This is a genomic window from uncultured Alistipes sp., from assembly GCF_963931675.1.
Lineage (GTDB): Bacteria > Bacteroidota > Bacteroidia > Bacteroidales > Rikenellaceae > Alistipes.
This window is the reverse complement of record NZ_OZ007039.1, coordinates 1,303,302-1,320,791: the sequence shown is the minus strand read 5'-3', so window position 1 is coordinate 1,320,791 and position 17,490 is coordinate 1,303,302. Positions and strand designations below refer to the sequence as shown.

The following is a 17,490-nucleotide window of genomic DNA, read 5'->3' as shown; positions in this document are numbered from 1 at the left end:
TTATATTTTCTGACAGCACAGATATTGCCAAAATTAACCTTTTGGCAAAAATAAGCCCAATACCTGCACGCTAAATATATTTATTTGATTTGAAACAGATCTTCAATTCTCAGCATGAGACAGGCCTATCAAGTACACATGTAATCCGTCACAATTCCTATTTTAAGGTCACAGGAAGCCATGTATCCGCGGCAACGTCTGAAGTATTTGAGAATGTATCCATCCCGTATTGCGCATCCGACAAGGTCGCGTGGAACAGAAGCCGGTCGCCATCCGACAAGCCCAAAACTGCTTTCGGAACGGACAACTCCCAGATACATCCCCGATCTTCGGGTGCGGTTGCCTGCTCATCGCTCTGTCTACAGGCACTTTCCAACGACAAATCTGCGGATTCGGTCCATGCTCCGTCCGAAAATCGACTGACAGTCCGTGCGTTCCGGGAGTTGAGCCGGACCCGGAGCGCGTTCTCCGACGGCCGTTCGCTCGAAGAAAGCCGATCCAATTCCAAAACGACATAATCCGAAGCAGAGACCGATTCATCCAAAAGATCCACGCAGACATAGACATGATCCCGGTCGTGAGAAAATCGGAAAAGGCCCTGAACCGGAGAGTTGCTGCCGATAAAAAGCGCCTGGTCCACGCCATCCCAATCCGAATTGTCGCCATCCACCCGGATGCTTTGCAACGGAGCCTCCACACCGTGGTTCAGTACGCATTCGCCCACCATGATCATATTCTGCGATGAAGCCATCGAAGCATGCATCGAGGCCATCACCGTATGACCGCCCGTAACCTCCATCGTTCCCCAGTAGCCATACCCCTTGAACGGTCGGTAGGGCTCCCGAAGATTCCGGGCCTGTTCGTCTCCCATCCGGATGCTCAACAGCGATTCCGAATCATTATACGAAACGGCTGTCTCTCCGGACGGGAACTGCACGAGATAACCCCCGGCTCCGACAAACAGATTCGACTGGCGGTCCGCAGGCCCCTCCTCAGTCCCGGAAAGATGGACCCAGTCATCCTCCGCATAGGCCATCGTTATCCAATAGGAGCCGTCCGCCAGGCACGACTCCAACACCGCCGCAAGGGTATGACCGTCATTCAGCAGAATCGCACACGGCATCTGATCCGTATAGACAGGCTCACCGCCCTCGTATTTGGTGATCTGACGGATGATTTTATAGGGAGCACTTCCCAAAGCCGGACTCCACGTCTGCCCGTTGTCCTGCGATTCGATCAATGAGGTCCCCGAACTCCATGTCGCCGTATTGGCATCCGTAAAATAGAGCTGGATTTTCCCATCCGGCAATTGCAGCAGATACGGCTCCCAGTTCGAACCCTGATAAACGATCTGCTCCGCATCCCAGGTCCGTCCATTATCTCGGCTCCGTCGCATCATGATTCCGTTACCCGCCAGATTCGTATAAAATCCCATATTCGTCCGGAACGAGCTCACGGCCAGAATGTCCCCGTTCTGCAGAATCAGCGCGTCGCATGTCGCAAAGCACCGGTCATCCGTATTGTTTTCGACCCGATAACTCGAAAAAAGCTCCCGACCACGGCTCCACACCTTCCCGTCGTTGCTCTGGGAGTAGTAGATGTTCCAGCCGATGTGTCCGTCTTGATAAAACAGTATATAACGACCGTCCGAAAGTTGCTTGACTCGGGGATAGGTAACCTGACTTGCACCCAAAAGATCCGGCTTTATCTCTACATACGACCGATAGTTCAACTCAAGATTCGAACGATCGAGATCCCCCACATGCGAATTTATTCCATGTGGCTGGAGATTCCGCGTCGAAATGCTCGCTACATGTACAGGGGATTGCGGAAGGACCGGATCCGGAGCCGCTTTCTCTTCCGCATGTCCGCAACCGGACAAGACCAACAGGATCGGCAGACATGTAAATGTAATAAAATTCGTATTCATACCACAAAAGACTTCGATTATTCAAAAATAAAAGTACAAACCGCCGCATACAGCCCCTTTTATAAAATGATTCAATCGTACAACAAAAAGCCATATGCAAATCCAATCTCGCAACGGTCCGGGCCCTCCGGACAAGACGGACAATACGACGGATATTCCATCCAACAGAGCATCCCCCGCCATATTATTGTCCCGGATTTTTCTCCGAATTCATGAAATCTTCGTATCTTTGTCATCTAAAAACCTGTACTCCGACAAAATGGCATTCGAGATCCTTGAAACCCTGTTCCGGGGTATCTGCGTCGGCGTGGCCGCCTCAATTACCGTCGGCCCCGTCGCCGTGCTGTGCATCCAGCGGACTCTATCGAAAAACAGACGCTCAGGGATCATTTCCGGTATCGGCGTCGCCTGTGCCGATACATTCATGGCCATGATCGCCCTGTTCTTCTACTCCATGCTCCAAAACCAGATCGAACAGTACGATACGCTCCTGCGCGTCATCGGAGGCATATTCGTCGTTATCGTCGGCGTTTTCATCTTCGCTCAGAACCCCGTCCCTCAGATCCGAAGAAACCGCGCCGGAAAAACATCCCTCTGGCAGGACTTCGTTTCCATTTTCGGACTCACCATCGCAAACTTCATCATGGTGGTCCCTTACATCCTCGCATTCTTCGCCGTATTCAAAATATCCGGCGGCGAAATGGCAGACCATACCGTCGGCGGATTCATCCGCGCAGTCTTCGTCATCGCGGGATTCTTCTGCGGGGCCGCGGCATGGTGGACTTTCCTCGCCTGCGTCATCAACCTGTTCCGCCGAAGATTCAGGCCCCGGCACATGCTCACAATCAACCATGTCGCAGGGCTGATCATCGGAATACTCGGTATTTACACCATATTATCCACCTTCTTTGACATATTCCCAAATGTCGGACACTAAACAAAAACGTAAAATCATAATCGCCGTCGACGGATTCTCCTCATGCGGGAAAAGCACCTTCGCAAAGGCTATCGCTGCCCGGCTCGGATACATCTTTATCGATACCGGCGCCATGTACCGCGCCGTAACCCTCCATGCCCTCGCTCACGGGGCAATCCGATCCGGAATCGTCGATGAAGAGGCCGTCGTCAAACTCCTCCCGGAAATCGCCATCTCCTTCCGCTTCAACCCGGAACGCGGGGCCAGCGATATTTACGTAAACGGAGATCTGGTCGAAGGAAAGATCCGGACCATCGAGGTCTCGAACTGCGTAAGCCAGGTCAGCGCCATCCCCGAAGTGCGGCAGAAACTCGTCGCCATGCAGCAGGAGATGGGAAAACGCCGAGGCGTCGTCATGGACGGCCGGGATATCGGAACCGTCGTATTCCCAGATGCCGAACTGAAACTTTTCATGACCGCAGATCCCGCCGTAAGGGCACAGCGCCGATACAGGGAGCTGCAGGAGAAAGGGATGCCGGTCTCGCTCGAAGAAATCGAACGAAACGTCCGCGAACGCGACAGGGCCGACATGAGCCGCGCCGTCTCGCCGCTCCGACAGGCCGAAGATGCCATCGTCCTGGACAACAGCCACATGACCGTCGAGGAGCAGATGGCGTGGTTTCTCAAGAAATTCGCCGAAGTAACGGAGAGGCTGCAGGCGTAACAAGCGGCGGAAACATGGTCCAGGAGAGCGTTGAGGATCAGATTGGAGCCGGAGGAGGGGCAAGATAAGGCCGAAAGGGCAGAGAGCAGAGAGCAGAGAGCAGAGAGCAGAGGGCCGGAAGACGGAAGACTGGAAGACAGGAAGACTGGAGAGACGGAAGGCGGAGAGACTAACGCAAAATCGAAAAACATGCGCATTGAAATAGACGATAAATCGGGTTTCTGCTTCGGGGTGGTCCGCGCGATCACGCAGGCCGAGCAGGCCCTGGCCGACGGCGGAACGGTATACTCCCTCGGGGATATCGTGCACAACAGGATCGAGGTCCAGCGCCTCGAACGCCTCGGGCTGAAGACCGTGACCCATGCCGGAATGCCCGCAATCGCCGGAGGACGTCTCTTGATCCGCGCCCACGGAGAACCCCCGACCACCTATGAAGAGGCACGGAATTTGGGAATCCGCGTCATCGACGCCACCTGTCCGGTCGTGGCCCGGCTCCAGCGCCGCGTCATGCAGGCCCATGCGGAGATGAGGCCTCTCGGCGGGCAGGTCGTCATCCTCGGAAAGCGGGGACACGCCGAAGTCGTAGGACTCACCGGGCAGGTTCAGGACCCCACGATCGTGATCGAAAGCACCGACGACCTCCGGACCATCGATTTCAACCGCCCGATCCACTTCCTCTCCCAGACCACCCAGAGCATCGCGCTCTTCGAAGCGCTCGGCGCCGAGATGAAACGACGGGCCGCGGATCCCGAACAGGTACGGATCGACGATACGATCTGCCGCCAGGTTGCCAACCGCGAGCACTATCTCACGCAGTTCGCCGGGCGGTTCGACGTCGTAGTCTTCGTCTGCGGGCGCAAGTCCTCGAACGGAAAGGTGCTCTCCGAAGTGTGCCGCAGGGCCAACCCCCGGACGCATGTCGTCGAAGAGGCCGCGGAGATCGAACCCCACTGGTTCGAGGAGGCGGAAAGCGTCGGGATTTGCGGCGCAACCTCCACGCCCGGATGGCTCATGCGCGAGGTCGCGGACCGAATCGCCGCATATGCAAAAAAATAGACGGTCCCAAGCCCGCGATCCGGATATCCGAAGGCGGTCAATAAATAGACAAAGGTCGGCAGGCTCGGACGGCCGCCGCACGAAAAACCTGAAAAACAACAAACAAACGTCACTTGTCATGAAATACTTCATTCGCTCGTTAAAATATTTCTGCGCCCTGTGCGTTCTTTGTGCAGCGATCATGTATCTGAACCGCCTCGCAGGAACCGCACGACTCTCCATCCCGGAGACCCTCTACGTGATGTTCCACACCCCGAGAGGGATGCTGCTGCCCGGAGCGATACTCCTGCTCGCAGCGTTCTACCCCAAATTCGGATTCATCGTGCGGCAGGTCGAGGGTGATGTCGTCGAAAACCGCGAACAGATCCTCAACGCCTTCCGATCCGAGGGCTTCTCGCTCCGCAGCGAAGTCGACGGCGTGATGACCTTCCGGGCCGACAACTGGGGCAAAAAACTCTCGCTGCTCTGGGAGGATGAGATCAAGGTCGAACAATACGGACAATGGATCCGGATCGAGGGTATCCGGCGCGGCGTGGCCCGCGTACAGTACAGGCTCGATTCGTATCTCAATATGATCAGACACCATGAATAGAAAATACCGCACGCTGGCCGCCGCAGCCCTTGTCGCCGCAGCTGCCATCACGATCTTCGCCGCCCGGAACGACTTCGGGCTCGGCCGGAACATGGAGATCACCGTCAACATGATGCGTGAACTCTCGCTCAACTACGTCGACGAGGTCGATCCCGACAAACTGATGGAGGGGGCTGCCGCCGGCATGGTCAGCGACCTCGACCCCTACACCGAATACATCCCCGAAAAGGGGATGCAGAATTTCGAGCTCCTCACCACCGGCAAGTACGGCGGAATCGGAGCCCTCATCCGGCAGAAGGAGGACTACGTCCGCATCGCACAGCCCTATCAGGGCTCGCCCGCCGACCTCGCAGGTCTCAGGATCGGAGACAAGATCCTGGCCATCGACGGAAAGGATGCCAAGGGTTTCACCACCGAGGAGGTCTCCTCCCGCCTCAAGGGCGAACCCGGCAGCAAGGTCCGTGTCGAGGTCGAACACCTCGACGGCTCGAAACAGACCGCCGTCATCCGCCGCGAACGAATCGCTATCCCCGGGGTGCCCTATGCCGGATGGGTGGCCGACGGAATCGGATACATCCGCCACAACGACTTCACAGAAGGGTGTTACGAGGAGATGCGGGCCGCCGTCGAACGCCTCCGGAAGGAGGGCGAACTGAAGGGACTCATCCTCGATTACCGCTCGAACGGTGGCGGAATCATGCAGGAGGCCGTCAAGATCCTCGGCATGTTCGTTCCCAAAGGCACCGAGGTCGTCAGCACCAAAGGCCGCTCCGAAGACTCGAAACAGGTATTCCGAACCAATACCGAGCCCGTGCTGCCGGACCTGCCGCTCGTCGTCCTCGTGAACGGAAGTTCCGCCTCGGCCGCCGAAATCGTCGCCGGAGCCCTGCAGGACCTCGACCGCGCCGTCCTGATCGGACAGCGCAGCTTCGGAAAGGGCCTCGTGCAGACGACACGGCCCCTCGGCTACAACACCATGCTCAAACTCACCACCGCCAAGTACTACATCCCCTCGGGCCGCTGCATCCAGGCCATCGACTACTCCCATTCGCAGGAGGGAGACATCCGCACGGTCCCCGATTCGCTGATCTCGGAGTTCTCGACCCGCGCCGGACGAAAAGTCTACGACGGTGGCGGGATCATGCCCGACATCCGCACCGAACCCGAATACATCTCCCGCTTCGCCATGACGCTGTACGCCATGGGCTTTATCGAGGATTTCGGAGACGAATACACCCGCCGCAATCCCGGAAAAACCATCGATATCCGCACCTTCTCGATCTCCGACCAGGACTACGCCGACTTCGCGGAGTTCATGAAGGACAAAAAGGTTCCCTATGAGTCGGATACCCGACGCGCCCTCAAAGCCTTGAAAAAAGCGGCCGACGAGGATCTGTTCGCCGACCTGAAAGAGAAGTTCGAAAAAGTCGAGGCCGAATTGAAGGACGACACCCGGACCAATCTCGAAACCTACCGCGAACAGGTCATCGAGACGATCAACAACGACATCGTGATGCGCCACGGATACCAGGCCGGCGTGATCGAACACTCGCTCCCCGAAGATACCGAAGTGCAACGCGCCATCGGCATCCTCAACAACCCGCAGGAGTATAAACGGATCACCACCGAACAGGATACCGCCCGGAAATAACCGGAAACAAAACGTTCGCAGAGATGAAATTCCATGCCCAGAAATTCGCTTTCCGGAACCGGCTCGTCGTCATCGTCATCGGCGTCTTGCTCGGAGTCCTCTCCCTGCTCTACACCAACGACATGGCCCGGAAACTCAAGGAGAAGGAGCAGCATGACGTCGCGCTCTGGGCCCACGCCATGGAACGTATCAGCCGCGACATCATGGGGACCATCCAGGACCCGCTCGTCGCTGACATCATGTCCAACGGAAACAACATCCCCTTCATCATCACCAACGAAAATCTCGAAGTCGTCAATTCTCACCTCGTTCCCGAAAAGATCATCGACCATCCCGACCGCCTCCGCAGGCAGATCGACAAGTTCATGGCCGAAAACCAGCCCATTCCCGTGCGGTTCCGGTTCTCCTCGGAGCATTACCACCTGATCTTCTACGGCAAATCGGCTCTCCTCAAGTCGCTCTACTACTTCCCCTATGTTCAGATCCTCGTCTTCACGGCGTTCATCGCCCTGGGATTCATCGCCTTCCGCTCGTCGAAACACGACGAGCAGAACCGCGTCTGGATCGGACTCGCCAAGGAGACCGCACACCAGCTCGGAACCCCTACGTCGTCGCTCCTCGGGTGGATCGAGTACCTCCGCTCCCAGAATATCGACCAGACGGCCGTCGAGGAGATGAACAAGGACCTCACCCATCTGATGAAGATCACAGACCGCTTCTCCAAAATCGGATCCGAAACTCCCCTCACCCCCGCAAATATCAACGAGGTGGTCGGAGAGTCGGTCATGTACTTCCGCAAGCGGATACCACGCAACGTCACGCTCGACTACAACGGGCTGGCCATCGCTCCCGTACAGGCAAACATCAACGCCGCCCTGTTCGAATGGGTCGTCGAAAACCTCATGAAAAACTCCCTCGACGCACTCCAGGGCCACGGAGCCATCGACGTGCGCATCTCCTCGGACGACAAGCATGTCATGATCGACGTCAAGGATACCGGAAAGGGGATTCCAAAAAGCAACTGGAAACGGATCTTCGAACCGGGATTCACCACCAAAACCCGCGGATGGGGGCTCGGGCTCTCGCTCTCGCGCCGCATCGTCGAGGAGTATCACCAGGGTAAGATCGCCGTCATCGACTCCGAAATCGGGAAGGGTACCACCATTCGGATTACCCTCAAACGCACCTTTGCAGGATGATCCAACCTCAGGAACATATTCGGCCCGAAGTTGCGGACGCCCGGATCGGAGGTGATTCGGCACACGGCCCGGCGAATGTCATACCGGAGCCGGATTCGGCGCGGAACGGCGCGGATTCGATCCGATACGGGGAGGCGGATTCGCTGTGTTGCGAAGGGGATTCCATCCTCCCCGCGTCGGTTGATTCGCTGCGTTGCGGCGCAGACGGCGGAGCGTTTGCCGATGCGGAGGCTCCCATCCCCTCTCCCTGGCGCGACACGACGGAAACGGCCCTCTTCGGCCGGGAATCCTATACCGTACAACCCAAACGCTTCGAACGACATGTCGGGACGTCCCTGACCGAAAATGCCGTATTCCAGGGCTTCGTGCTCCTGCTCGCCGCAACCTACGCCACACTCCTGTACCGGAATCTCGGAGACGTAAAAACTCTCCTGAAACGGATCTCCCGCGACAATACCTCCGGAGAACGGCTCTCCGAAGAGCCCGGAGGAAACAGTTTCTCCCGCTTCCTGAACATCACAACGGCAATCGGAATGCTCTTCATGGGGGTCATCGCCGTCAAGTACGGAGATACGCTCATGACACCCCGGTTCGGCCAGGCTCTCTCCCACGGCGCCGTCCTCGCACTCAGTCTCCTCGCTACGGCGGCCTGGTGCGCCGTGGTGCTCTTCCAGTCCTCCCTGATCCGGATCTCCGGAGCCATCACCCTCTCGCAACCCTTCACCTCCCATCTCGCCCTCCTCCGCAGGAGCTACTTCGCCCTGGCCGTCATCATCACATCCCCGACACTCCTCCTCTTCGCCCTGTGCCCTCGCGGTACCGGAGATGTCTGGTTCTTCGTCGGGGCCGTGGAATTGATCATTACGGCCGTTTTATACCTTAGAGAATCCCTCAACCTCTTTATTTCTAAAAAAATTTCGATTTTGCATTGGTTTTTGTACCTTTGCACCGTGGAAGTCTTCCCAATCAGTCTCTTATGGCTCCTTGCGGCAAGATGAACACCACTTAAGACAACCCTAAACATCCGTAACGTTGAAAGTAAAGAGCGTATTGGTCTCACAGCCCAGGCCCGCTGTCATCGAAAAGTCCCCGTTCCACGAACTGGCCCAGAAATACCAGGTCGAGGTGGCATACAAACCGTTTATCCGGGTAGAAGGCGTATCCTTGAAGGAATTCCGCGCCCAAAGAGTCGAGATCCTGTCCCACTCCGCCGTCATCTTCACATCCCGGACTACCGTCGACAGCTTCTTCCACATCTGCGAAGAGGCCCGCATATCCGTGCCCGAAACCATGAAGTACATCTGCCAGACCGAAGCCGTGGCGCTCTATCTCCAGAAGTACATCGTTTACCGGAAACGTAAAATATCATTCGCCGACGGATCATTTACCTCCCTCGTCGAACTCATCATCAAACACAAGGAGGAGAAATTCCTCCTCGCCCTGAGCGAACCCCACAAACCCGAACTCCCCGAAACGCTCGCAAAACTCAAACTCGCCGTCGATCCCGTCATCCTCGCACGGACCGTCGCCAGCGACCTCGAAGCCCTCAAAATGGAGGAGTACGACCTGTTGGCCCTCTACTCCCCGTCGGATGTGAAGGCACTCGTCGAAAAGTTCGGGACAGAGGGTCTGCCCCCCGTCGCCGTTTTCGGCGAGGGGACCCTGAAGGCTGCGCTCGAAGCCGGAATAACCGTCCTGGCCAATGCACCCACGCCCGAGGCGCCCTCGATGGTGAAGGCCATCGACCTCTTCCTCCAGAAGGTTCGCAATGGAGAGGAGATCGCCCCCGTGGAGCTGGTGACCGACGCCCGCAAAGAGGAGTTTATCCGCACCCAGCAGCATAAACTCGCCAAAAAAAACCGGGCTCGCCGCGCCCCGGCCCCGGAAACCAAAAAGTAAAAGACCCGGAAACCCAACCCCGAAGAGCCGGCCCTTGACGCACCCCCCCCCCACGAAAATGGCTACGCACTCGCTCCCCCGCAATGAAAGACTGCGCTCGCTGGGTGCAGTGCGCAGACTTTTCGAGGCCGGAGAGAGCGGCTTCATCTTCCCGTTCCGATACGTCTGGTTCGCAGAACCCGATACGGAACGAAGCGTCGAGGTGCTCTTCTCGGTCCCCAAAAAGTTCCACAAACGAGCCAACAAACGGAACCTCCTCCGCCGCAGAACCAAGGAGGCCTACCGTCTGCAAAAGCAGATCCTCACAGAAGGTCGTCCCCTGAATCTCGATCTCGCTCTCATCTACGCTTCCAAGGAACCCCTCTCCGCAAAAAGTATCGCTCATGCCGTCCACCGGATTCTGGAATCGATTGCCGGGAGTCTGTAAACGGATCTGTGCCTGGCCGCTGATTCTGCTCGTGCGCTTCTATCAGCTCTGCATATCGCCCCTCACGCCGCCTTCTTGCCGCTTTACCCCCACCTGCTCGCAATATGCACTCGAAGCCCTGCGCAAATACGGACCCCTCAAGGGTCTCTGGCTCACCCTGCGCCGACTGGCAAAGTGTCACCCCTGGGGCGGAAGCGGGTACGATCCCGTTCCGTAATCCCCGAGAAACCCGGTCCGAAAAGAGAGGTAATGATGCCAAAAGAGACACAAAAACGGCCGACCTGAAGACAGACCGGCCTGAAAAGTTGCGTCACACCCACAAATTCGAATTCATCACCTGATGAGTGCAAAGATCGGTGCCTCCCCCGAGAAAAACAAATCCAACCCCAACTGTTCGGATCGGAATCGCTCCGCGCCCCGGCGGATGGCAATCCTCTGACAGGATTTCAGTCGCAAAGATCGGCACAGCGTTCCGATGCGGTCTCGAACTCCAGCGTAGCGTGGGAGATGCCGGAATGGGCAGCCAGCGCCTTCAGATCCCGCTTGATCCGTTCCAGTTCCGAGAAGTCCGACAGAACAACATGAGCCGTCAAGGCATTTTCGGTCGTGCTGAGCGCCCAGACATGGATATGGTGGACCGCCTGCACGCCCGGGACGGCTCGCATCCGCCGTTCCAGCTCCGCGACGTCGATCCCCGCAGGGACCCCGTCGAGCGACAAACGCAGGCTGTCGCGCGTCAGCGACCACACTGAAGCCACGATTACCCCCGCAACCGCCAGGCCCACGATCGGGTCGATCAGCGTCCAGCCCGTCCAGGAAATCACGACGCCCGAAACCAGCACCCCAATCGATACCAGGGCATCGGCAGCCATGTGCAGGTAGGCGCCCTTGACATTCAGATCCCGCTCCTTGTCCTTCAGGAAGAGCCACGCCGTAAAGCCGTTGACCACAACGCCGATGCCGGCCGTCCAGGCAATCGCCCCGCCGACGACCGGCTCGGGGTGCAGCATCCGGCCGATACTCTCGGCGATAATTACCCCCACGGCAATCAGCAGGATCACCGAGTTGAGCAGCGAAATCAGCACCGTGCTCTTTTTATAGCCATAGGTATATTTCGGGGTGGCGTGCGCCTGCGCCAGCCGGAAGGCCAGCATCGCCATCAGCAGGCTCGCCACGTCCGAGAGGTTGTGCCCCGCATCGGAGAGCAGCCCCATCGAACCGTACCAGAGCCCCACGGCGAACTCCACGACGACAAAGCCCGCATTCAGGGCAATCCCCCACAGAAAGGCCTTGTTCAGTGACGACACCGCCGGGTGATGGTGGTGGTGATGGGAATGAAGTTCCGATTCGTGTGTCATGGCTTGTTTATGATTCAGGCAACGTCTCCTTGATTTCGGAGAGCTCGACCAGTTTGTTCACAATGGCGTAGATCGTCAGACCCGCCGCCGAGTGGATCTGCAGTTTCGCGGCAATGTTCCGCCGGTGCGTGATGACCGTATGCGCCGAAATGCACAGCGTATCGGCAATCTGCTTGTTCGTCATCCCCTTCACCACGCAGACGATGATCTCCTTCTCCCGCGTGCTCAGCGGTTCGGGTTTCGCCAGACGCGGGCCCGTTGCCGCCAACCGCTCCACCGCAGGAATGAAAATCTCATCCTCCACGGCGTTGTGCGACGCCAGCTCCTGTTCGCACGTGAAAATGTCGAACAGCACGCCGTTCAGCTGGTTCGTGCTCCCCGAAGGGTAGTATTTGATGATGATGTTCTTCAACTCGCGCAACTTCGCATCCACCTGGTCGTGCTGCCGTCGGAAGATATCCATCGAATAGGTCGTATTCTTCTCCCCCGCAAGCAGCGACTCCACATACGGAAAGACCGTTTGCTCCTCGTAGGCCATGTGACGCTGGACCTCGGCCACATATTCGTCGAAAAAGCGCATGATGGCAAACGACACGTCGCTCTGCGAGCAATCCACCGCCTCGATCAGTTTGCGGCGGATCGTCGGAAGCCGGAAGTCCAGAAAATAGCCGTGCGAATTGTGCAGGTAGTCGGTCAGCGCACGCACCGAGACCTCGCCGGCCAGCTCCTCGCCGTTGCCGAAGTTCATCAGCAGATTCACAACCGCCAGGAACGTCGCCGTATCGACCTGGTTATCCGCACAGACCTCCGCGATCGTCTTGTCCCCGAAGCCCAGCGCAATGCCGAAACGGCTCATCACCTGCAGCACCGCATAGCGGTCGCAGACCAGGTCACACATGCGGTCATCGCCGCCATATCCTCCGGATTTATACATAAAAACAGGTATTTTTTCGTCCACCGTAAATATAACGCCGCAATCCCTGTGCGGCAATACCTAAAATACGGTATTTTCAACGCCGCCCGATGTCCGTATAGGTCGTCTGCAGCATCGCCCGGCCCACGTCCAGCAGCTCGGGATTCGTTGCCGTCACCACCCGGTCGCCCGTGGCGTCCCAAACCGCGGCACCCAGCGAATCGACCACGCCAAAACCCTCGTTGAACGTATAGTAGGCGAATTTCCGGGGTGGCGCCGGGGCAAAAATATCCTTGCTGTAATCGAAATCGGCGTGCGAAAGCTCCATCTGACCCAGCAGCGTCGCTGCCAGGTCGATCTGCGAAGCGTAGGTCTCCACCACCCGGGGTTCCGACACCGCACCGCCCGTCCAGATCATCGGGATCCGATGCCGCAGCGGCTCGTTGTAGGTCAGCGTCCGCGGGTAGGGATAGCCGTGGTCGGCAACCAGCACCACCAGCAGGTTCTCCCATGCCGGAGAAGCCTGCAGCCGGTCGAGCATCCGCCCCACGCAGTCATCCGAAAAGGCCATGGCGTTCAGCACCGGATCCTCGAACTTCGAGTAGGGAACGTCGAAGGGCTTATGGCTGCTCAGCGTCAGCAGACCCGCCAGGAAGGGTTTGCCCGCCGCATCCAGCGAGATCACCCGATCGGCAAACCAATCGCACATCAGCGCGTCGTCATAGCCCCAGTCCGAGGGCCGCGCGTCGAACCGGAGGTCCTTTTGCCAGATCAGCTCCTGCCAGCCCGTCGCGTACATGTACGAGGCCTGATTCGTGAAGTTCAGGTCCCCGCCGTACGAAAAACTCGTCGCGTAACCCGCCGCACCCAGCGTGCGCGCCACCGACGGCAGATTGTGGCTCTTCGCCGGGAGCTTCATGATCGACAGGTGCGTCTGGGCCGGAAAGCCGCTCAGAATCGCAACCTCCCCGCGGTCCGTGCGGTACGAATTGGCAAAGAAGTTCTCGAACCAGACGCCCTTCTCCTTCCAACGCTGCATGTTCGGCATCACCGCCTCACCCTCCACCGTCTCGTCCATCACCGTGCGGGCGAAGCTCTCCAGGATCACCAGCACCACGTTCGGACGATCGCTCTTCAGAAGCCGTTCCGTCGGGCCGGCAGCTCCCGGGGCATTGCCCCGCAGCGCCTCGAAGCGCGCCGCACGCTCCGCCTCCCCGTAGAAGGGATATTCCGAAGCGTAGTCCGTATTCTGGTCGCCCAGGCTCGAAAGAAACGAAAAAACGGGGTTCGTCGCCGCATGGTTCAGGAACATCGTGGAGCTGAAGTAAACCTTCGAGACATTGGCCGTCGAGGCTCCCGTGCCGCCGCGGATGGCCAGAAAGTCGAAACCCGCCAGCAAGAGCAATGCCAGGCTTCCGGGGATTGCCGCGCGCCAGCCCGTCGGTTCGCCGTCGAAAAGCCGCAGCACCCGGCGGTAGAGCACGATCATCAGACCCGCATAGACTGCCGCCAACAGCGTCTGACGCACCCCGAGCCAGAAATCCACACTCGCCATCGCCTCCTTCGGATCGGCCAGATAGATCAGGATCGTGGAATCCAGGCGGAAGCCCCAATGTTCGTAGAGCGCCACGTCCACGGAGAAGATCACCGCCGTGAAAATGGCTACCAGCACGAAATAACCCGTCAGGATACCCCGCCAGAGCCGCTCCGGAAGACGCACCCACAGCGTGGCAAGCGTTATGAGCAGCGGCAGGGCCGTCACATAGCCCGCTACGGTCAGGTCCAGCGACAGCCCGTGCCACAACACCGCCAGCCAGCCCCCGAATCCCGCACCCGAAGCCTCCAAAGCGTACCACGCCATGAAAACCGGCTTCTGGACCGCCATCACCGCCACCGTGGCGGCAAACGTCGCCAAAACGAACCCGATCTTCCGTTTCATCGCCCGTCAGATCTTTTCACCGTAGGCCAGATCGCCCGCATCACCGATACCCGGAACGATATACGACCGCGAGGTCAACTCCTCGTCGACAACCGCCGTCCAGATCGTAGTCGTCTGATACGGCATGTGTTTCATCGCATAGTCAACGCCCTGCTCACTGGCAATCACAGCCGCCACATGCGTGTGCGCCGGAGTCCCGCCCTTCTCGCACAACGCATTGTAGGTCAGAACCAGCGACGAACCCGTCGCCAGCATCGGGTCCACCAGCAGCAGCGTCTTGCCCTCCAGACTCCCGCACGAGATATACTCCACCTTCACCTTGAATTTCCCGTCCTTCGTGCTCTTGCGGTAGGCCGACACGAAGGCATTCTGCGCATCGTCGAAATAGTTCAGAAAACCCTGGTGGTAGGGAAGCCCCGCACGAAGAATCGTGGCAATCACCAACTGGTCGTCGATCGCCTGGACCGTCGCCTCGCCTAACGGAGTCTCGACAACCTGCGGACGGTAGTGCAACGCCTTCGAAATCTCGTAGGCCGTGATCTCGCCGATCCGCTCCATATTCCGTCGGAAACGCATCGAATCCTTCTGGATCTCACGGTCGCGGATCTCCGCAATGAACTTGTTCAGTACGGTGTTCTGTTGGGAAAGGACGTGAAGTGTCATATTTTCGGTTTGTTGGTTGGTCAATAGAGAAAATTGTTGAACGGATAACGCCCGGCATGAATCTCTCGCACCATTCCATACAAATCCGAGCGGAATTTTTCCAGGTTGATCTTCTGCAGCGCCGAAAGGAAAATGCACGGCGTATTGGCCCGCGCAATCCAACTCTGCTTCAGATCGTCCAGAGAGCGGTTCTCCCGCGTCGCAGGCGTCAGGTCGTCTTCGGACTTCTCGACCCACGTGTAGGCATCCACCTTGTTGAAAACCAGATAAACCGGCTTGTCCCCGGCCCCGATCTCCTGCAGCGTCTGCTTGACCACTGCAATCTGATCCTCGAACTGAGGATGCGAAATGTCCACCACATGCACCAGCAGATCGGCCTCCCGGACCTCGTCGAGCGTCGACTTGAACGACTCGATCAACTCCGTCGGCAGCTTGCGGATGAAACCTACCGTATCCGAAAGCAGGAACGGCAGATTGTCGAAAACAACCTTCCGAACCGTCGTGTCCAGCGTCGCGAATAGCTTGTTCTCCGCAAAGACGTCGCTCTTCGAAATCAGGTTCATCAGCGTCGATTTCCCCACGTTCGTATAGCCCACCAGCGCCACACGCACCAGCGACCCGCGGTTCGAACGCTGTACGGCCATCTGACGGTCGATCTTCTTCAGGTCCTCCTTCAGTTTGGCGATGCGGTTGCGGATGATACGGCGGTCGGTCTCGATCTCCCGTTCTCCCGCACCGCCACGCGTTCCCGTACCGCCGCGCTGCCGTTCGAGGTGCGTCCACAGCCCCGACAGGCGCGGAAGCATGTATTCGTAGTTGGCCAGTTGCACCTGCGTCTTCGCATAGGCCGTCTGGGCCCGCGAGAGGAAGATGTCCAGGATCAGCCGCGTGCGGTCCAGCAACCGGCACGGAAGCTCCTTCTCGATATTGCGCGTCTGAGACGGAGAGAGTTCGTCGTCGAAGATCACCACGTCGATCTCCTCCTCCTTGCAGTACGTCACGATCTCCTCCAGTTTGCCCGGGCCTACGTAGATGCGCGACGACGGTTGCGGAAGACGCTGCGTGAAGCGTTTCACCGCCCGGATGTCCGCCGTCTCGGCCAGGAACTCCAGTTCGTCGAGGTACTCCTCGGCCTGACGGGCATCCTGGTTGTCCCGGACGACGGCAACCAGTACGGCACGCTCCTGCAAATCCGCAGGCGATGCCTCCGTCGGGTTATTCGTTTGTCTCTTTTCTTCCAAAATCCGTTCGTTCTGTGCCGCCCCGATCCCGGATCAGATGCCCTGTATCCCGGCGGCGGCTGAATTTCATGCTACAAAAAGGGTATCCTCCACGAAGCAGGATACCCTATATAAAAGATCCGAAAAATCGCATCAGTTCTGTACGCGGAAATCCACCGGCAACGTATACTTCACACGTACAACCTGGTTACGCTGTTTGCCCGGCGTCCACTTCGGCGACTTGCTCAGCACGCGGACGGCCTCCTCCGACAGCGAACGGTCCGGAGTCTGCAGCACCTGGATGTTGGTCAGACGGCCGTCCTTCTCAATCACGAACGACAGAACCACTCGGCCCTGAATACCGTTCTCCAGGGCAATCTGCGGGAACTTCACATTCTGCTGAACCCACGCACGGAACGTATTGAGGTCACCGCCCTGGAACGAGGGCATCGTCTCGGCAATCAGGAACGGCTGGTCTTCCTCGACAACCTCCTCCTCGACGACACCGACCGTCTGCACGACATCCACATCCTCGTCAAACTCCGTAAAGTCGACCTCCGTGGTAATCTTCGTGTCATTGGTCACGACCTGAAGCAGGTCGGCGATCACTTTCACCTCCACCTTCTTGGGGGGCTCGGGCGGCTTCTGGTCCTGACGCGTAATCTCGACAATCTGCTCCTCAACGATAGCCGTCTGAAGGTCTACCTTCTCAATGCGCTTCTCTTCCGGCGTATACTCGAAAGCCACAATCACGAGCAGCAGCGATATCACAAGGCCGATCTCCAACAAAAGACCCCGTTTGTTCTTAAGGTCTGCTTTAGGATTTTTTTTGATTTCCATCTATTTTTCTGGTTTTAATTGTTTCGTCTTCCTTACTCCGCCCCGGTCCGTCTCCATCCTTCCAACTCCATCCCTCCGTCTCCATTCCTCCCCCCCCCGGATCGTTCCGACACCATCAGACGGACACAGACACGCTATGCACCACAAATATAGGGATAAAAAT

General features: G+C 57.9%; 17 protein-coding genes. 10 read left to right on the top strand and 7 right to left on the bottom strand.

The window, feature by feature from the left end:
* Positions 1-157: 157 nt before the first annotated feature.
* Complete coding sequence (locus ABGT65_RS05715; protein ID WP_346700455.1) at positions 158-1,693, bottom strand: exo-alpha-sialidase; 1,536 nt, start codon at positions 1,691-1,693, stop codon at positions 158-160.
* A 496-nt stretch (positions 1,694-2,189) separates the two neighbouring features.
* Here ABGT65_RS05715 and ABGT65_RS05710 point away from each other — a divergent pair, with 496 nt between their 5' ends.
* The 10 genes from ABGT65_RS05710 (at position 2,190) to yidD (ending at position 10,611) form a co-directional block, all read left to right on the top strand.
* Complete coding sequence (locus ABGT65_RS05710; protein ID WP_346700453.1) at positions 2,190-2,867, top strand: LysE family transporter; 678 nt, start codon at positions 2,190-2,192, stop codon at positions 2,865-2,867.
* The gene (gene cmk / locus ABGT65_RS05705; protein WP_346700451.1) at positions 2,854-3,570 is read left to right on the top strand and encodes a (d)CMP kinase; all 717 of its coding nucleotides are present in this window, start codon (positions 2,854-2,856) and stop codon (positions 3,568-3,570) included. The genes ABGT65_RS05710 and cmk overlap by 14 nt, the downstream gene beginning before the upstream one ends.
* A 189-nt stretch (positions 3,571-3,759) precedes the next feature.
* The gene (locus ABGT65_RS05700; protein ID WP_346700449.1) at positions 3,760-4,626 is read left to right on the top strand and encodes a 4-hydroxy-3-methylbut-2-enyl diphosphate reductase; all 867 of its coding nucleotides are present in this window, start codon (positions 3,760-3,762) and stop codon (positions 4,624-4,626) included.
* 118 nt (positions 4,627-4,744) lie between these two features.
* Positions 4,745-5,218 carry a hypothetical protein gene (locus ABGT65_RS05695; protein WP_346700448.1) on the top strand — a complete coding sequence of 158 codons (474 nt, stop codon included), beginning with the start codon at positions 4,745-4,747 and terminating at the stop codon, positions 5,216-5,218.
* The gene (locus ABGT65_RS05690; RefSeq protein WP_346700446.1) at positions 5,211-6,869 is read left to right on the top strand and encodes a S41 family peptidase; all 1,659 of its coding nucleotides are present in this window, start codon (positions 5,211-5,213) and stop codon (positions 6,867-6,869) included. Before ABGT65_RS05695 ends, ABGT65_RS05690 begins: the two co-directional genes overlap by 8 nt.
* Before the next feature lie 23 nt (positions 6,870-6,892).
* Complete coding sequence (locus ABGT65_RS05685) at positions 6,893-8,068, top strand: HAMP domain-containing sensor histidine kinase (RefSeq protein WP_346700444.1); 1,176 nt, start codon at positions 6,893-6,895, stop codon at positions 8,066-8,068.
* Positions 8,065-9,066, top strand: coding sequence for a DUF4271 domain-containing protein (locus tag ABGT65_RS05680; protein WP_346700442.1), 1,002 nt, complete (start codon positions 8,065-8,067; stop codon positions 9,064-9,066). Before ABGT65_RS05685 ends, ABGT65_RS05680 begins: the two co-directional genes overlap by 4 nt.
* 34 nt (positions 9,067-9,100) lie before the next feature.
* Entirely contained in the window at positions 9,101-9,967 is an 867-nt protein-coding gene (locus ABGT65_RS05675; RefSeq protein ID WP_346700441.1) for a uroporphyrinogen-III synthase, read from the top strand.
* A 58-nt stretch (positions 9,968-10,025) separates the two neighbouring features.
* The gene (locus tag ABGT65_RS05670; RefSeq protein ID WP_346700439.1) at positions 10,026-10,394 is read left to right on the top strand and encodes a ribonuclease P protein component; all 369 of its coding nucleotides are present in this window, start codon (positions 10,026-10,028) and stop codon (positions 10,392-10,394) included.
* Complete coding sequence (gene yidD / locus ABGT65_RS05665; RefSeq protein ID WP_346700437.1) at positions 10,351-10,611, top strand: membrane protein insertion efficiency factor YidD; 261 nt, start codon at positions 10,351-10,353, stop codon at positions 10,609-10,611. The genes ABGT65_RS05670 and yidD overlap by 44 nt, the downstream gene beginning before the upstream one ends.
* A gap of 229 nt (positions 10,612-10,840) precedes the next feature.
* Here the strand turns inward: yidD and ABGT65_RS05660 are convergent, their stop codons facing one another.
* From ABGT65_RS05660 to ABGT65_RS05635, 6 genes are all read right to left on the bottom strand, one after another.
* Positions 10,841-11,752, bottom strand: coding sequence for a cation diffusion facilitator family transporter (locus tag ABGT65_RS05660; RefSeq protein WP_346700436.1), 912 nt, complete (start codon positions 11,750-11,752; stop codon positions 10,841-10,843).
* A 7-nt stretch (positions 11,753-11,759) separates the two neighbouring features.
* Positions 11,760-12,686 (bottom strand): helix-turn-helix transcriptional regulator, encoded by a 927-nt coding sequence (locus ABGT65_RS05655; protein WP_346700434.1) that lies wholly within the window; start codon positions 12,684-12,686, stop codon positions 11,760-11,762.
* Between the two features lie 76 nt (positions 12,687-12,762).
* Positions 12,763-14,604 (bottom strand): sulfatase-like hydrolase/transferase, encoded by a 1,842-nt coding sequence (locus ABGT65_RS05650; protein WP_346700432.1) that lies wholly within the window; start codon positions 14,602-14,604, stop codon positions 12,763-12,765.
* Positions 14,605-14,610: 6 nt separating this feature from the next.
* Positions 14,611-15,267, bottom strand: a complete 657-nt coding sequence (gene upp / locus ABGT65_RS05645) for a uracil phosphoribosyltransferase (RefSeq protein WP_346700430.1) — start codon at positions 15,265-15,267, stop codon at positions 14,611-14,613.
* A gap of 20 nt (positions 15,268-15,287) precedes the next feature.
* Positions 15,288-16,508, bottom strand: a complete 1,221-nt coding sequence (gene hflX, locus ABGT65_RS05640; protein ID WP_346700429.1) for a GTPase HflX — start codon at positions 16,506-16,508, stop codon at positions 15,288-15,290.
* A 132-nt stretch (positions 16,509-16,640) separates the two neighbouring features.
* The gene (locus ABGT65_RS05635) at positions 16,641-17,327 is read right to left on the bottom strand and encodes a TonB family protein (protein ID WP_346700428.1); all 687 of its coding nucleotides are present in this window, start codon (positions 17,325-17,327) and stop codon (positions 16,641-16,643) included.
* Between the last annotated feature and the right edge of the window lie 163 nt (positions 17,328-17,490).

Bases quoted from the DNA above. Each gene is read 5' to 3' on its own strand.
- ABGT65_RS05685 (WP_346700444.1), top strand. From the start codon at position 6,893: ATGAAATTCCATGCCCAGAAATTCGCTTTCCGGAACCGGCTCGTCGTC.
- ABGT65_RS05695 (WP_346700448.1), top strand. From the start codon at position 4,745: ATGAAATACTTCATTCGCTCGTTAAAATATTTCTGCGCCCTGTGCGTT.
- ABGT65_RS05655 (WP_346700434.1), bottom strand. From the start codon at position 12,686: ATGTATAAATCCGGAGGATATGGCGGCGATGACCGCATGTGTGACCTG.
- ABGT65_RS05710 (WP_346700453.1), top strand. From the start codon at position 2,190: ATGGCATTCGAGATCCTTGAAACCCTGTTCCGGGGTATCTGCGTCGGC.
- ABGT65_RS05690 (WP_346700446.1), top strand. From the start codon at position 5,211: ATGAATAGAAAATACCGCACGCTGGCCGCCGCAGCCCTTGTCGCCGCA.
- ABGT65_RS05635 (WP_346700428.1), bottom strand. From the start codon at position 17,327: ATGGAAATCAAAAAAAATCCTAAAGCAGACCTTAAGAACAAACGGGGT.
- ABGT65_RS05660 (WP_346700436.1), bottom strand. From the start codon at position 11,752: ATGACACACGAATCGGAACTTCATTCCCATCACCACCACCATCACCCG.
- ABGT65_RS05650 (WP_346700432.1), bottom strand. From the start codon at position 14,604: ATGAAACGGAAGATCGGGTTCGTTTTGGCGACGTTTGCCGCCACGGTG.
- upp (WP_346700430.1), bottom strand. From the start codon at position 15,267: ATGACACTTCACGTCCTTTCCCAACAGAACACCGTACTGAACAAGTTC.
- ABGT65_RS05670 (WP_346700439.1), top strand. From the start codon at position 10,026: ATGGCTACGCACTCGCTCCCCCGCAATGAAAGACTGCGCTCGCTGGGT.
- ABGT65_RS05680 (WP_346700442.1), top strand. From the start codon at position 8,065: ATGATCCAACCTCAGGAACATATTCGGCCCGAAGTTGCGGACGCCCGG.
- ABGT65_RS05700 (WP_346700449.1), top strand. From the start codon at position 3,760: ATGCGCATTGAAATAGACGATAAATCGGGTTTCTGCTTCGGGGTGGTC.
- yidD (WP_346700437.1), top strand. From the start codon at position 10,351: ATGCCGTCCACCGGATTCTGGAATCGATTGCCGGGAGTCTGTAAACGG.
- cmk (WP_346700451.1), top strand. From the start codon at position 2,854: ATGTCGGACACTAAACAAAAACGTAAAATCATAATCGCCGTCGACGGA.